The following is a 15305-nucleotide window of genomic DNA, read 5'->3' on the forward strand; positions in this document are numbered from 1 at the left end:
CGTCACGCGTGACAGAGAGCCGGCTGTGCACCGTGAAGTCGGCGTGATGCGGCTGGGGGCCGCTGGGTAATTGGGGGGACCATGTCGTACTTCGCTGCGGCGGTGGTGCGCCGCCCGTCCGGCTGGGCCGCGACAGAAGTTGATCTGAATGGTGCGGCCGACATCGACGAGGTCGCCGACCTGCTCCGCGACGTCGACCAGGACGCCGAGATCTCCCTGCTCTTCGTCGAGTCCGACGACGCCTACCTGGCGATCATGCGTCTCGACGAGGGCGAGGACCTGCGGGTCTTCGGTTCGGACTCGGCGTTCGCCGAGGAGTCGCGGCTCGGTGCCCTGCTGGTCGGCGACATCAAGGCCCCGGCGCTCGGCATCGACGACGTGGTCGAGCCGGTGGAGCGCGCGGCCGCGTCGGCCAATGACGACGGCGAGAACGAACCGGCCGTCGATCCGGACGCCGATCCGGTGGGCGACGCCGACCTCCTCGCCGACCTCGGCATCTCGGCCCATCGCCTGCTCGCACTCTGCGCGCACGAGGGGATGCTGCCGGCCGACGTGACGGCGGAGGTCTGCCAGATCATCGGCTGTGGCAACGAGGTCGAGGAACTCCGCGAGGCGTGACCGGGCCGACGGGTCGACCTCCGGACGAATCAGACCTGCCCGACCTGCCGCTGACCGGGCGTCGGCACCGGCACGAGGGGTGGATGCGACGGGCGCTTGAAGTCTCCGGCGCCCCGCCCGGCCCCGGCCCGGCCCCTGCGCCGCCCGGCCGGGCGGCAGCGGCGGCCGTCGAGGCGTTGGCCGGGGACGTCCCGGTCGGAGCGGTGGTCTACGGTCCCGACGGTACGGAGTTGTCGAGCGCCCGCAACGAGCGTGAGCTGACCGGAGACCCCACCGCACACGCCGAGGTCTTGGCGCTGCGCCGGGCCGCCCGGGCCGTCGGCGCCTGGCGGCTGACCGGCTGCACCCTGGTGGTGACCCTGGAACCGTGCACGATGTGCGCCGGTGCGCTGGTGCTCGCCCGGATCTCCACGCTCGTTTTCGGCGCCTGGGAGCCGAAGACCGGTGCGGTGGGTTCGCTCTGGGACGTCGTACGCGACCGGCGGCTCAACCACCGACCCGAGGTGTACGGCGGCGTCCTGGAGGCCGAGTGCGCCGCCGCGCTCCGGGCCTTCTTCCGCTGACCGGTTCTGCACAGCTCCGGTCGGGGTTGTGCACACCCTGTGGATAACTCGAAATGCTTGTGGAAAACTCTGGCGTCACCGCAACGGCCAGCGGGTCAGCCGGGCATGATCCGGGCGTGCCCGGTCGCCGAGGCGGGGCCACCGGCGGGCAGGCCGGGATGGGGCGCGAGGGTCGCGGCCGCAAGGGCCGGCGGGGCGTACTCCGGGACAGCCTGGACCGGGGCCTCGGCCGGCAGCAGGACCGTGACGACCAACCCACCCCCGTGCCGGGGCTCGGCCCGGACCGAACCGCCGTGTGCGTTGGCGACCGCCCGGACGATCGACAGCCCGAGACCGAACCCGCGGCCACCGCCGACCCGCTCCTGGCGCAGCCGCCGGAACGGCTGGAACATCGTCTCGACCTCGTACCCCGGCACCACCGGCCCGGTGTTCGCCACCACCAGGGTCGCCCAGCCGTCGACCGTTGCGGTGTTGATCCAGACCTGGCCGCCGGTCGGGACGTTGTGCCGCAGCGCGTTCTCCAGCAGGTTCTGGGTCAGCCGCTCCAGCAGTACCGGATCCCCGGCGGTAGGTGCCGGAGCCAGGTGCCGGTGCAGCGGCAGCTCCGTACGCATCTGCTCGGCGACGTGCCCGACCACCTCGGCCAGGTCGATCCGGGTACGCTCCACCACCTGCTGCTCCGAGTCGGCCAGGGTGAGCAGCCCGTCGATCAGCCGTTCGTGCCGCTCGTTGACCGCCAGCAGCGTCTCGCCGAGCTGCTGCAACTCGGCCGGCGCGCCCGGCCGGGTGACCGCGAGCTCCAGCAGGGACCGGTTCAGCGCCAGCGGCGTACGCAGCTCGTGCGAGGCGTTGGCGACGAACCGCCGCTGCCCGTCGAAGGACTGGTCCAGCCGTTCCAGCATCAGGTCGAAGGTGTCGGCGAGTTCCTTTACCTCGTCCCGCGGGCCGTCCAGCGCGATCCGCTCGTGCAGCCCGCGACCGGCGGTGCCGGCTCCGGCGATCCGCCGGGCGGTGCCGGTGATCTGGTGCAGCGGTTGCAGCGCCCGGCCGGCGATCAGCCAGCCGAAGGCGAGGGCGGTTGCCGAGACCACGGCGAGCGCGATGCCGCCCTGGGTGAGCAGGGTCTCCAGCGCGTTCTCCCGGGCCTCGTCCTGCACCTGCCGGGCGAAGAGCCGGAGCTGTTCGGCGTTTTCCGGCGAGATTATCCGGCCCGGTGACGACCCGGGTGGCGGCTTGACGCCGCTGATCTGCACTCCCATGGTGCTGGGCATCCGCTGTTCGACCAGCACGTAGGTGACGGCGAGCAGCACCATCCCGGCGAGCAGGAAGAGGCCGCCGTAGACCAGGGTCAGGCGGGCCCGGATCGTCAGTCGTTTCATCGGATCTGATACCCCACTCCCGGCACGGTCTCGACGATCTGCGGATCGCCGAGCTTGCGGCGCAGCTTCATCACGGTCACCCGGACCACGTTGGTGAACGGGTCGATGTGCTCGTCCCAGGCCCGCTCCAGCAGCTCCTCGGCGGAGACCACCGCGCCGCCGGCCCGCATCAGCTCGGCGAGCACCGCGAACTCCTTGCGGGAGAGCGCGACGTACCGGCCGTCGCGGTAGACCTCGTGCCGGGCCGGGTCGACCACCAGGCCGGCCCGGGTCAGCTTCGGCGGCGCGGCCGGCCGAGCCCGCCGGATCAGCGCATGTACCCGGGCGGAGAGTTCGACCAGCGCGAACGGCTTGATCAGGTAGTCGTCGGCGCCCAGGGCCAGCCCGGCCACCCGGTCCCGGACCGCGGCCGCAGCGGTGAGCATCAGCACCCGGGTCTCGCCCCCGCCCTCCATGATCGCCCGGCACACGTCGTCGCCGTGCACCACCGGTAGGTCCCGGTCCAGCACCACCACGTCGTAGTCGTTGACGCCGAGCCGCTCCAGGGCCGCGTCGCCGTCGTACGCGACGTCGACCGCGAACGCCTCCCGGCGCAACCACTCGGCGACGGCGTCCGCCAACAGCTTCTCGTCCTCGACCACCAGTACCCGCACCGGTCCATGGTGACTCGGTCGCGGATAACCCCGCCGTAAACGTCGACGGTTACGCCCCGGATACGTGCCGCCGGCTTGACTTTGTCCGTATCGGCCGGCGAACCGCGCCGGCCCACGGAAGGAGTTGTGCCATGCGCCGACGAATGTCGGGCATCTGGCTGGCCCTCCCCCTCCTCGGCCTGGCGCTCGCCGGCTGCGCCAAGGCCGACGAGGGGCCGGGGGTGGCCACCGCCCAGGGCGGCGCCGGAGCCGGACCTACCGCCAGTGCCAGCGCCGCCGCGCTGAGCGACGAGGACCGCCGCCTGGAGTTTGCCAAGTGCATGCGGGAGAACGGGGTGGAGATGCCGGATCCGGAGCCGGGTCAGGGCGGGATCCGGATCCAGCGGAACCCGGGTGACGATCCGGCCAAGACGCAGGCGGCGATGGAGAAGTGCCGCCACCTGCTGCCGAACGGCGGCAAGATGGAACTCAACCCGGAGCAGGTTGAGCAGTTGCGCAAGATGGCGAAGTGCATGCGGGAGAACGGTGTGCCGGACTTCCCGGACCCGGGCCCGGACGGCACCATGCAGCTCGGCCAGGGCAACGGGATGAGGATGAACGACCCGAAGTTCCAGGCCGCGATGGAGAAGTGCCGGGGCGAGTTCCCGGTCCGGATCCGAGGTGGTGGCGAATGACGGCGGGCACCTCCGTGACCGAGACCGGCCCGTCTCCGGACGGGTCGGCTCCGGCCATCGCCGGATCGGGCGACGCCACGGGGGCGGTTCCGGCGGCCGGGAGCCGGCCGGGGCGGCGACGCCGGGGCGGTCGGGGCCGGGCGGTGGCGGTGGTGACCACCGCCGCGCTGGCGGTCGCCGCCGGAGTCGCCGCCGCCGTCGGCTTTGGCGGTGACGACCCGGGTACGGCCACCGCCAGCAACCTGCCACCGGCGAACGCCCAGGTCACCCGCCAGACGCTGATCGACTCGGAGACCGCCGACGGCGAACTGGGGTACGGCGAGACCCGTACCGTGGCGGCCCGGAAGGGGGGCACGATCACCTCGATCGCCGCCGCCGGTGCCCGGGTCACCCGGGGCAAGCCGCTCTACTCGGTCGACAACCAGAAGGTGGTGCTGCTCTACGGCGGGCTGCCGGCGTACCGGACGCTGCGCTCCGGTGACAGCGGCGAGGACGTCGAGCAGTTCGAGAAGAACCTGAGCGCGCTCGGCTACGACGGGTTCACCGTCGACGACGAGTACACCTCGGCCACCGCCGAGGCGGTGCAGGAGTGGCAGGAGGACCTCGGCCTCGACGAGACCGGCCGGGTCGAGTTGGGCCAGGTCGTCTACGCCACCGGCGAGGTCCGGGTGGACAGCACCGAGGCCGAGGTCGGCGACGCGGTGCAGCCCGGCGGCGGGGTGCTCAGCTACAGCGGTACCTCCCGGGTGGTCACCGTCTCGCTGGACGTGGACGACCAGCGGCTGGCCAAGCGGGGCGCCAAGGTCACGGTGACGCTCCCGGACGGCAAGGAGGTGGCCGGCACCATCGCCGCCACCGAGACGGTCATCGAGACCGGGGACGAGCAGAACGGGCCGGAGACCAAGATCGAGGTGACCGTCACCGCCGCCGACCCGAAGGCGTTGGCCGGGTTCGACAGCGCCTCGGTCGACGTGGCATTCACCGCGGCCCAGCGGGAGAACGTGCTCACCGTTCCGGTCGCCGCGCTGCTCGCCCTCGCCGAGGGTGGCTACGGCGTCGAGGTCGTCGAGGGCGACGCGACCCGGATCGTGGCGGTGCAGACCGGGATGTTCGCCTCCGGCCGAGTGGAGGTGACCGGCGACGGGCTGGTCGAGGGGGCGACCGTGGGGATGCCGAAGTGAGCCGGGACCTGGCGGCGTCGGGTACCGCGCTCGCCGATCCACCGGCCGGCACCGACGGGGTCGTGGTGCTCGACCGGGTCACGAAGGTCTATCCGGGCGGCGTTACCGCACTCGGTGGCGTCACCCTGACCGTCCGGCCGGGCGAACTGGTGGCGATCGTCGGGCCCTCCGGCTCCGGCAAGTCCACCATGCTGCACCTGATCGGCACCCTCGACCGGCCGTCGACCGGCACCGTGCACATCGACGGGTACGACGTGGCGAAGCTGTCGGACCGGCAGCTCTCCGCGCTCCGGTCGTCCCGGATCGGGTTCGTGTTCCAGCAGTTCCACCTCGCGCCGGGCGTACCGGTGCTGGACAACGTGGCGGACGGGCTGCTCTACGCCGGCGTACCCCTCGGGGAGCGGCGGCGGCGCGCGGAGGCCGCGTTGGTCCGGGTCGGGCTGGGGCACCGGCTCGACCACCGGCCGCACGAACTCTCCGGCGGCGAACGGCAACGGGTGGCGATCGCCCGGGCCGTGGTGGGAAACCCGGCGCTGTTGCTGGCCGACGAGCCGACCGGCAACCTCGACTCGACGTCCGGGGCCGGGGTGCTGGCGCTGCTGCGTGAGCTGAACGCCGCCGGAACCACGGTGGTGGTGATCACGCACGACCGGGAGATCGCGGCGAGCCTGCCCCGGCAGGTGCAGATGCGCGACGGCCTGGTGCTGGCGGACAGTGCTGCCCACGGTGGGCCCGGCAGCGGCCGGTTCGCGCCGATCGCGTCGAACGGGGCAGGCTGATGGCCGGGGGGAACGGCGGGGCACGCACCCGGCTGGTACCGGCCCGGATGCGGCCCCGCGACATCCTCCGGGTCGGCGGCGTCGGGCTGCGTACCCGGCCGCTGCGGGCGTTCCTCTCCGCGCTCGGCATCGCGATCGGCATCGCCGCGATGGTCGCGGTGGTCGGCATCTCGTCCTCGTCCCGGGCGGAACTGGACCGGATGCTCGACTCGCTCGGCACCAACCTGCTGACCGTCGCGCCCGGCAACACCATGTTCGGTGACGCGGCCCAGTTGCCGGAGGAGTCAATCGCGATGATCGGCCGGATCGGCCCGGTCCAGCAGGTCTCCGCCACCGGGCAGCTCTCCGAGGCCCGGGTGTACCGCTCGGACCAGATCCCCGAGGTGGAGAGCGGCGGGATCGCCGCCCGCGCGGCCCGGCTGGACCTGATCGACACGGTCGGGGCGACCATGGCCAGCGGTACCTGGCTGAACGGGGCGACGGCACGCTATCCGGCCGTCGTACTCGGGGCGACCGCGGCGGAACGGCTCGGGCTCGGCAAGGCCGGACCGGACGTACAGGTCTATCTCGGCAGTCGGTGGTTCACCGTGGTCGGGATCCTGGCACCGGTACCGCTGGCGCCGGAGCTGGACCTCTCCGCGCTGGTCGGCTGGGAGGCGGCCGCGTCGTACCTGGGCTTCGACGGGCACCCGACCACCGTCTACACCCGCTCGGCCGAGCAGTCGGTCGAGGCGGTGCAGACGGTACTCGGCGCCACCGCCAACCCGGAGGCGCCGAACGAGGTCAAGGTGTCCCGGCCGTCCGACGCGCTGGAGGCGCAGCAGGCCACCGACGAGGCGTTCACCGGGCTGCTGCTCGGACTCGGCGCGGTCGCGCTGCTGGTCGGCGGGGTGGGAGTCGCCAACACGATGGTGATCTCGGTGCTCGAACGGCGGGCCGAGATCGGGTTGCGCCGCTCGCTCGGCGCGACCCGGGGGCAGGTACGCACCCAGTTCCTCGCCGAGTCGCTGCTGCTCTCCGCCCTCGGCGGAGTCGGCGGAGTGCTGATCGGCATCGGGGTGACCTCGGGCTACGCCCTGTCCCGGGACTGGCCGACGGTGGTACCGAGCTGGGCGATGGTCGGCGGGGTCGGTGCGACCCTGCTGATCGGCGCCTTCGCCGGGCTCTACCCGGCGATCCGGGCCGCCCGGCTGGCCCCGACCGAGGCGCTCGCCACGCCGTGAGGAGGCGACCGGGTCAGGGGTACGGGCTTTTGCTTGTACTCCCGACCCGGTCGCGTCGTTTCCGTCAGGCGACGATGGTGTCGAGGGCGATCTCGACCATCTGGCTGAAGGTCTGCTCGCGCTCCTGGGCGGTGGTCTGCTCGCCCCGCTTGATGTGGTCGCTGACGGTCAGCAGCGTCAACGCCCGCGCCTTGAACCGGGCCGCGATCGTGTAGAGCGCCGCCGACTCCATCTCCACCGCCAGCACGCCGTAGTCGGCAAGGGTGTCGTAGAGACCCGGACGGTCGGTGTAGAAGGCGTCGGTGGCCAGGATCGGGCCGACCCGCATCGCGATGCCACGCCGCTGCGCCACCTCGACCGAGGTACGCAGCAGCCCGAAGTCGGCGACCGGGGCGTAGTCGATCAACCCGTCGAACCGCATCCGGTTCATGCTCGAGTCGGTCGACGAGCCGCTCGCCGCGATCACGTCCCGGAGCTGGAGGTCCTCGCTGAGGGCCCCGCACGAACCGACCCGGATCAGCGACCGTACGCCGTACTCGTTGATCAGCTCGTGCGCGTAGATGGAGGCGGACGGCATGCCCATGCCGGAGCCCTGGATCGAGACCTCGGTGCCGGACCAGCGGCCGGTGAAGCCGAGCATGCCGCGCACCGTCGAGTAGCACTTGGCGTCCTCGAGGTAGGTCTCCGCGATCCACTTGGCCCGCAGCGGGTCGCCCGGCATCAGGACCCGCTCGGCGATCTCACCGGGCTTGGCGCCAATGTGCGTACTCATGTGAGGTGATCCTGCCAGGTCGCTCCGGCCGATACCGCCGCGACGTCGCCCCGGTGCGTCGGGTACCCTACTCGGCGGTGGTGTGTCCGAGTGGCCTAAGGAGCACGCCTCGAAAGCGTGTGAGGGTTTACGCCCTCCGCGGGTTCAAATCCCGCCGCCACCGCCACTGAGCAGGCAAAACGCCCGGCAGGTCGGAAACGACCTACCGGGCGTTCGGCTTGTGGTCTCAGTTTTGGTCTCAGTTGCCGCTCAGGCGGCCGGTACGCGTACCCCGGCGGCGCCCCGGTCGTCATCGTCGAGCGGATCCTTCGGAGCCTCCCAGAGCAACCCGCCGACCCGCTTCGCGATGTCCCGGCGGACCTGTGTCGTCAAGTGCTGGTAGCGGACGGCTATGGCGGAGTTGGACCAGCCCATGATGCCCATCACGGCCCGCTCCGCCACGCCGAGGATCAGCAGCACCGTGGCGGCGGTGTGCCGGGCATCGTGCAGGCGGCCGTCCCGGAGTCCGGCCAGCTTGAGTAGCCGCTTCCACTCGTCGTAATCGGTCCGTGGGTTCACCGGCTCACCGGTCGGCGTGGCGAACAGCCAACCGCCGTCGTGCCAGAGCTGTCCCGCGTTCTGGTGCTCCTGGTCCTGCTCGTCTCGGTGCTTCCGGAGCAGCGTCACCAACTCGTCGGGCAGCCCGATGCTGCGGCGCCCGGCACGTGACTTCGTGTCGGCGGTAGCGGCCCGGGTTGGCTGCCGATCGGGGCAGTGTCCGCCGTACTTCCGGCCGCACGGTTCGGCGCAACCGTGCCGCCACTTCGGGCGTTGCCGACCACGGCGTACGACGAGGGTTCCGGCGTCCAGGTCGACATCTGCCCACTTCAAGCCGAGGGCTTCGCCCTGACGGAGGCCGAGGGCAAGCGCGATTGCCCATCGGGCGCTGTTCCGTCGTGACGATGCCGCTGTCATGAGTCGCTGTACCTCCGCGACCGAGTAAGGCTCAATCTCGTCGTCGGGGAGGCGTGGCGCCTTGGCCAGCGAGGCGGGATTGCGGGTGAGGTGACCACGGCGCACTGCCTCATTGAGCGCCGTTCGGATTGTCCGATGGGCCTGGTGCGCGGTAGCCGGTGCGCTTCCGTTCGCCTGCATCCGCGCGTAGAACCGTTCAAGGTGTTCCGGCTCAAGCCGGTCAATCCGGTGGGCGCCGAGACCAGGGATCAGATGCCGGTTCACGGCGACGCGGTAGCCGGCAATGGTGTTCTCCCGTACGGATGGCGCGGCGATGTTCTCGACCCAATGCGTGAGCCAGGTCTTCACCGTCCAGCGCTGCCCAGGCTTGCGAACCGTGCCGCTGTCCCGGTCCCGTTCCAGTTGGCGAACCTTCTTGGTAACGGCGGCCTCGGTCTTACCGCGAACGTGTCGCCGGTCCGGGGTGCCGTCGTCCTTGGCGCCGACCGTGACCCGTCCGTGCCACGAACCATCGGCGTTCACTAGGTTCGTTGGCTGGACCTCACGCGCTAAACGAGTGGACGCGCTGGAGGATGTCGAGAAGCCGGCGTGATTATTTTCAGTACTTGATCAAGGCGGCCCGCTTCGTAGGCGGCACGCGCCGCCGACCAGGCGCCGGGCCTCCGGCCCGCCGCCGACGCCTTGCCGCTTCGTTCCGGGCGTCGACGGTAGAGCCCGCCGTCCGCCACCGCCCCACACTCCGTGGACCAGGCCGGGGCCAGAGTGACAAGGTGGAGCGCTATCCTGGACGTAGGACCTTGTCACCCTTGGTCCTGGCCTGACCCTGGTGTAGTCCCGACGCGAGGCCCGAGTCTCGCCGGAGCTGATTCGCTAGTAACTATGAGATCCGAATAGGGACCTCAACAATCGGAGTCATCGGTTCAAGGTAGGTCGCATACTTACGCAAGACCTGGTCGTAGAGGTCTGTAGTTCTCTTATTCGTTACCGTAACGACAAGGGCGTACCTGACTCTCTCTGCGGTGGAGCCGGAACCGCCCGCCTCTCTCGGCACATAGTGAATCTCAAAGGCCGGATCGCTCAATGCGCGGCGGAAGTTATGTGAGCGATGGAGGGTCGTCTCCCACTTATACCCCTTGCGTCGTCGCTCCTCCTCCGAGGCGTAGTCGCTGCTGATGAAGAAGGGAACCGACTTCGGAGTTGTGCTGCCCTTGTAAAAATTCTGCGAGTTGGGACGGAAGCTAATGTCAAGACCAGCGCGAGTGTAACTCCCCGGATCCTGCGGATCAGTGGGGGTGGCGTAACAGATAGTGGCGGCAATGGTGGTCTCTCCTGGCAATCGCACATCGGGGAGCGGGATGGGTGCCCGAAGAATCTGACTTGGCGTCAGCTCTCCCTGATAAACCACTCGTGCAACCCCGTCAGGGCAGGTCACAAGCTCATCGATGTTCTCTGGAATTTTTCCCCATCCCGTGTGGACCGAACCACTCGGGTGACTTTGTGCGCCGTGAATAAGCAACGCCTTGAGCGCAAGCGGGGAGATGCGAGAGCCGAAGTGGGCCCTAACGCCGGCCGCGATCCTCAACGCAGCCGGGCTTGCGAAGCTTGTGCCAGCCGTCGGGATAGCATTCGGTTTGCCAGTAGCGAAAACATAGAAAGGTTCTTGCGCTGAGCCACCAAAGGCTAGGACATCCGGCTTTACGACCCCTGGGCGTCGCCCAGGTCCGATTGAGCTGTAGCTGGCCCTCGACCAGTCACCGCGCCGGCTGTCGCTAGCGCCGATGCACAGCCCATTAACGGAGTCGCTCGGCACCTGAATGCGGGCGTTACCCGATGCGTGGTCGAGGTCACCGGTGTTGCCTACAGCAAGAGTCGCGAGTGTGGCGCCGTCAGCTAGGTGCTGATCCAGGACGGCGGTCCATGTGTGGACCTCATCGTCTTCAATCGCGCAGCTTGGACCGAGGCTCATGTTGGCGAACTCATGACGTCGCTCTGCTAGCACATTTTCGATACGGCGGAGGACGTCGTACAACTCAAGCGGCGAGCTGAGGCAGACATCATCGACCACCCGGTAGTTGTCGACCACCCCGTAAGGTCGCGGTGCGGGCTCACCAGGAACAAGCGACCCGAAGAGAAGAGCAGAGGTGACCTTAGTCCCGTGGTCCAGAGCTTCGGTGACTGAGGCGCCGACCCCCAGCGCCTCATGCTCCGAAGCCCAACGGTCGAGCACCGTGTCTTTCAAGAACCCCCCGTCGAAGACCGCGATTCTTAGGTCGGGATCGACGGGGTCGTCTGTTGGAAGCGGCGACGATTGGCCTGCGGGTGGGCCAAAGGACCTTTCGATCGGATGAACCATCCGAAGAGACGGGATAGGCCGAATTACGCGGAGGAATGAGAACGAGGAAAGTTGGTTCAGGCTAACTGGGTTGGCGTGTACCGGAAGATAGCAAAGGCCACCCGCGAACAACACTCTGTCCATGTCCGGATCTGCGCCGACGCTTAGCGCAAATTGCTCGAAAGCTTCTAGGATGTAGGAAGAGGAGCGAAGGGCGGACGCGTGCAGGACCGCCTCGTAAGGAACCACCCGCTTCCTCGGCTTGGGAACGCGTAGACGATCCGCGAGTTGCGGCGCGCGGATCGCCTCAAGACGAGGGAGCTGTTCTGCGACTTGGCGTTGCGAAGGCAATCCGGCGGTAAGACTGTCGGCGAACGCTCGGAATGCTGAACGCTGACCCGCGACGAAGATCTCCGTGGCGTTGAGCGGCTGGGTCGGGTGTTCCTCCTTAGAGGTCTTTTCTGGCACAAGGGAGGTGGGTCGGCTTCCCACCGATCTCAGCCGGAACTCATCAAATAGGCGTTCTGGGAAGTATGACTTTGCTAACCACTCTGGATGCAGTGTCATTAGCTCGACGGACTCGCCCTCAGGACATGCTGCGCGGGGCAACCTTTCGATCTCGTCCGTGGCGGTTCGCGCCTGCGGGGCAAGGCGCAGCCGAGCCTCGTCAGGTGTATACGGCAGGTCTTTCGGCCCGCCTCCCGAGTTCCGCCAAACCCGTTCAGTCAGTCGTTCGCCATATCCGAGCAAGAATCGAGGTCGTTCAGGCATAGGCCAATCCTCCCCACATTTCGTTGGCCTACTTCAAGTGTTTGCGCAAGGTTTCTCTACTTACTCGCGTCAGCTCCTGAGTGCGCCTCTGAGACAAGCCACAGTCGCGAACGAGGCGAAGGGCAACTTCGACCCTCTGAGCTTGACTCAGTCCACGGATCTTTTCCGTAATGATGCCTTGCAGCTCCTCTCGTAGTGGAGTCCTTTCCACAACCGCTCGCCGTCGAGCGTCGGTTACCACCCGCTCCACCTCACTGAACGATGCCCCGGCTAAAGACTCAGACAACACGACAACCAAGTCATCGTCTTGAGGGTCCATCGATAGTAGTTGTTTGAGGGCGCGAGCGATCGCCGGTGAATCAGGTGTCGGAAACTTGACAACATGATCGAAGCGTCGCCATACGGCGGGGTCTAGTAGGTCCGCATGGTTGGTTGCGGCGAGAAGGATGGAGGTGTTAGGCCAGTCGTCGATCTCCTGAAGAAGTACGGTTACGAGCCGCTTTAGCTCGCCAATCTCTGTAACGTCGTCCCGACGCTTCGCAACGGCGTCAAGCTCGTCGAGCAGGAGAACGCAAGGTCCGCTCTTTGCGTAGTCCAACACCCGGCGTACGTTAACGCCGGTGCGGCCGAGGAAGCTGCTCATGACGGCAGAGAGATCGAGCACGAGGAGCGGAAGCCCCAGCTCCGCAGCGAGCCAGCGTGCACTGAGGGTCTTGCCTACGCCTGGCGGGCCGACGAAAAGGGCAGTGCGGCTTGGTGCGAGCCCAGCAGCGACGAGGCGGTCCATGTGTAGTCGCTCGTTGCGAAGGGCGAGCAGGTGACGCTCAACGTCGGGCACAAGGACGGGCGTCGTCTCTAAGGCCTGGACGTCGTGTCGAATCAACGGGAGTCGGCTGTCAAGATCCACAGGAGCGGGCGCAGACGTCGCCGATCTGAGTGGGGTGTCTCGCGACGGTGCCTCTCGGAGGAGGTCGAGCAGCTTGCGGCCCAACTCAGGACGAAGCCGACCGTAGCGGCGGGCCAGTCGTTGTGCGTATTGGTGGATGTCCTGCTCTCGCCCGGCCAGTGCAAGGCGAGTCATGTGGACCAGGTCGCCGTCAAGATCGACGATGTGGTCCGGTACGCGAGGTGGGGATTGGGCTGCCACATAAGGATACTACCGGCATGCTGGACCACTTTTCTATCCGGCTGACCAAACTGGTCCGCTACGTTCGAGGAGATCGACGGCGCCGTGCGCTCAGACTGGGTCGAGCTCGATCGAAGCGAGGCAGCGCCGCCCCTACAGCTACGGCGAGGAACTCTAGGCTGACCCGTCGTGTGCCTAGCCTGCGGAGAGGTGGAATGGGTCAGGAATGAACGTGAGGGTGCAGTCTTCCGTGTCCCCTGTGTCCCTTGTGTCCACTCGCGGTTGAGCTGCGCAAACGCCGGGGACACCGGAGGGACGGGACGTCGCATGAAGCGGTCTTTGAGTGCAGCGATACCGGGACGGACTTCGCCCGTGGGCCATTGGCGGGCCATTAGGCCGGGCCGTTGGGGTCACTCCAGGCCGCCGCTCGGCGGGTAGTCGGGCTGGGTGTCGTAGCGGTCGCAAGAGGATCTTGTGCGGTTTCCCAAGCTGATGGTCCTGCTACTGAAGAGCCTGAGTGGCTAGGGGAGGTGGTCTCAGTTGTGGTCTCATTCGCTGCCGTACGCGGCTGTCCATGCCGGTCCGACGGGCGAGCGGACTGCTGGTCATGGCCACTGCCGGACCGGTCCGAACGCTTGATCGCAGACCTCGAAAGCGTGTGAGGGTTCACGCCCTCCGCGGGTTCAAATCCCGCCGCCACCGCTCATGAACAGCCAATCTAGCCTCGGTCCTTCAGTAAGGGCGGACGGTGGCGGTGGCCGGGAACGCGAAAGTGCCTTCTGATCTGGAACGATGGGACTTGTCTAGGGTTCCATCTGTCCGTCTCGGAAGGCACTTCCAGGGTGCAGGGTACCGGCACGCGTCCGAAGGTTGTCGTCACTGGTGGGGCTCGGGGTGTGGTCGGTCATGCCGGCACTCGGCTGCTCGCTGATCTGGCTGACAAGACCGGTTTGAGCAGCGGTTTCGTTCAGGCGTTGGGGTTGGACCGGGTGCGCCGGTCGGTGCATAAGCCGGGCCGGGTCGCGGTCGATCTGGCGGTGTTGCTGGCCGACGGCGGCGAGGCGATCGCGGACCTGGCGGTGTTGCGGCAGCAGCCGGGCCTGTTCGGGCCGGTGGCCTCGGACGCGACCGCGTGGCGGGTCCTCGACGGCATCGACGAGTCGGCCCTGCGGCGGCTGCGGGCCGCTCGCGCCGCCGCCCGGGAACTGGCCTGGGCCCAACTGGCCGAGACCCGCCGGTCGCTGCCGGCAACGACGATCCTGGGCCGGGTGTTGCCGGGGTTCGTCCTGGACATCGACGCGACGATCGTGCTGTCGCATTCGGAGAAAGAAGCGGCGGCGCCGACCTGGAAACACACGTTCGGTTTCCATCCGCTGCTGTGTTTCCTCGACGCGACCGGGGAGGCTTTGGCCGGCCTGCTGCGGCCGGGCAACGCCGGATCTAACACCGCCGCCGATCACGTCACCGTCCTCGACCACGCCCTCACGCAGATCCCCGAGCAGCATCGTTACGGCAATCCGATCCTCATCCGCTCCGATTCAGCGGGCAGCAGCCACGCGTTCCTGGCCCACATCCGCAGGCTGCGTGAGCATGGCCTGGACACCGAGTTCTCCGTCGGTGTCGCGATCGGCGAGCCGGTCCGGGCGGCGGTCACTGCCGCCCGGGTCTGGATCCCCGCTCTGGACGGCGATGGCAGCCTGCGCGACGCGGCGCAGGTCACGGAGCTGACTGACCTGATCGACCCTGCCGTGCTGGCCGGATTCCCGTCCGGTACGAGGCTGATCTGCCGACGCGAGGTCCCGCACCCCGGCGCGCAGCTGTCGCTATTCGACCAGGTCAACGGCATGCGGCACCAGGTCTTCGCCACCGACACACCACACGGCAGCGGCCTGTCGATCCAGTTCCTGGAGGTCCGCCACCGCGCGCACGCCCGGGTCGAGGACCGCATCCGCTGTGGCAAGACCACCGGGTTCGGCCGGTTCCCGTCCCGGCAGTTCGCGATCAACCAGGCCTGGCTCGAACTCGCCCTGACCGGCATCGACCTGCTCGCCTGGACCCGGCACCTCCTGCTCGACGGGCCCATCGCTCTGGCCGAGCCGAAGAAACTGCGCTACCGGCTGCTGCACGTCGCGGCGAAGATCAGCCGCACCGCCCGGACCACCACCCTGCGCATCGCCGAAGGATGGCCCTGGACCGAACACCTCATCCGGGCCTTCCACCGGCTCAGCGAACTACCCGAACCCGTTACCTGACAACGAAATCCGCGGCACCAGCGACCAG

Annotated in this window: 13 protein-coding genes and 1 tRNA gene; 8 read left to right on the plus strand and 6 right to left on the minus strand. The window is 68.4% G+C overall.

Annotated features, from left to right (window positions below):
• Window positions 1-81: 81 nt before the first annotated feature.
• Window positions 82-618, plus strand: a complete 537-nt coding sequence (locus tag ACSMXO_RS01425) for a tRNA adenosine deaminase-associated protein (RefSeq protein ID WP_455416441.1) — start codon at window positions 82-84, stop codon at window positions 616-618.
• Window positions 615-1181, plus strand: coding sequence for a nucleoside deaminase (locus ACSMXO_RS01430; RefSeq protein WP_455416442.1), 567 nt, complete (start codon window positions 615-617; stop codon window positions 1179-1181). Before ACSMXO_RS01425 ends, ACSMXO_RS01430 begins: the two co-directional genes overlap by 4 nt.
• A gap of 95 nt (window positions 1182-1276) precedes the next feature.
• Here the strand turns inward: ACSMXO_RS01430 and ACSMXO_RS01435 are convergent, their stop codons facing one another.
• Window positions 1277-2560 (minus strand): sensor histidine kinase, encoded by a 1284-nt coding sequence (locus ACSMXO_RS01435; protein ID WP_455416443.1) that lies wholly within the window; start codon window positions 2558-2560, stop codon window positions 1277-1279.
• Window positions 2557-3213: a response regulator transcription factor gene (locus ACSMXO_RS01440; protein WP_455416444.1), complete on the minus strand. Its 657-nt coding sequence runs from the start codon at window positions 3211-3213 to the stop codon at window positions 2557-2559. Before ACSMXO_RS01440 ends, ACSMXO_RS01435 begins: the two co-directional genes overlap by 4 nt.
• Window positions 3214-3344: 131 nt before the next feature.
• Between ACSMXO_RS01440 and ACSMXO_RS01445 the strand changes: the two genes are divergently transcribed.
• The 4 genes from ACSMXO_RS01445 to ACSMXO_RS01460 all read left to right on the plus strand — a co-directional run bounded on the left by ACSMXO_RS01445 (window position 3345) and on the right by ACSMXO_RS01460 (window position 7070).
• On the plus strand, window positions 3345-3887 hold the full coding sequence (locus tag ACSMXO_RS01445; RefSeq protein ID WP_346262146.1) for a hypothetical protein: 543 nt from the start codon (window positions 3345-3347) through the stop codon (window positions 3885-3887).
• Window positions 3884-5068, plus strand: coding sequence for an efflux RND transporter periplasmic adaptor subunit (locus ACSMXO_RS01450; RefSeq protein ID WP_346262145.1), 1185 nt, complete (start codon window positions 3884-3886; stop codon window positions 5066-5068). The genes ACSMXO_RS01445 and ACSMXO_RS01450 overlap by 4 nt, the downstream gene beginning before the upstream one ends.
• A gap of 62 nt (window positions 5069-5130) precedes the next feature.
• Window positions 5131-5847, plus strand: a complete 717-nt coding sequence (locus ACSMXO_RS01455; protein ID WP_455419131.1) for an ABC transporter ATP-binding protein — start codon at window positions 5131-5133, stop codon at window positions 5845-5847.
• The gene (locus ACSMXO_RS01460) at window positions 5847-7070 is read left to right on the plus strand and encodes an ABC transporter permease (RefSeq protein WP_346262144.1); all 1224 of its coding nucleotides are present in this window, start codon (window positions 5847-5849) and stop codon (window positions 7068-7070) included. Before ACSMXO_RS01455 ends, ACSMXO_RS01460 begins: the two co-directional genes overlap by 1 nt.
• Before the next feature lie 64 nt (window positions 7071-7134).
• Here the strand turns inward: ACSMXO_RS01460 and deoD are convergent, their stop codons facing one another.
• Window positions 7135-7842, minus strand: coding sequence for a purine-nucleoside phosphorylase (deoD, locus tag ACSMXO_RS01465; protein ID WP_455416445.1), 708 nt, complete (start codon window positions 7840-7842; stop codon window positions 7135-7137).
• 76 nt (window positions 7843-7918) lie between these two features.
• On the opposite strand from deoD, the gene ACSMXO_RS01470 reads away from it, so the two are divergent.
• Window positions 7919-8008: transfer RNA gene (locus ACSMXO_RS01470), tRNA-Ser, on the plus strand.
• An 83-nt stretch (window positions 8009-8091) separates the two neighbouring features.
• Here the strand turns inward: ACSMXO_RS01470 and ACSMXO_RS01475 are convergent.
• From ACSMXO_RS01475 to ACSMXO_RS01485, 3 genes are all read right to left on the minus strand, one after another.
• Complete coding sequence (locus ACSMXO_RS01475; RefSeq protein ID WP_455416446.1) at window positions 8092-9318, minus strand: tyrosine-type recombinase/integrase; 1227 nt, start codon at window positions 9316-9318, stop codon at window positions 8092-8094.
• Window positions 9319-9673: 355 nt separating this feature from the next.
• Window positions 9674-11149: a S8 family peptidase gene (locus ACSMXO_RS01480; RefSeq protein ID WP_455416447.1), complete on the minus strand. Its 1476-nt coding sequence runs from the start codon at window positions 11147-11149 to the stop codon at window positions 9674-9676.
• Window positions 11150-11927: 778 nt separating this feature from the next.
• Window positions 11928-12806: an AAA family ATPase gene (locus ACSMXO_RS01485; RefSeq protein WP_455416448.1), complete on the minus strand. Its 879-nt coding sequence runs from the start codon at window positions 12804-12806 to the stop codon at window positions 11928-11930.
• Window positions 12807-13867: 1061 nt separating this feature from the next.
• Here ACSMXO_RS01485 and ACSMXO_RS01490 point away from each other — a divergent pair.
• Window positions 13868-15277: an IS1380 family transposase gene (locus tag ACSMXO_RS01490; RefSeq protein WP_455416449.1), complete on the plus strand. Its 1410-nt coding sequence runs from the start codon at window positions 13868-13870 to the stop codon at window positions 15275-15277.
• Window positions 15278-15305 lie beyond the last annotated feature (28 nt).

The sequence above is a fragment of the Plantactinospora sp. DSM 117369 genome, from assembly GCF_053764795.1.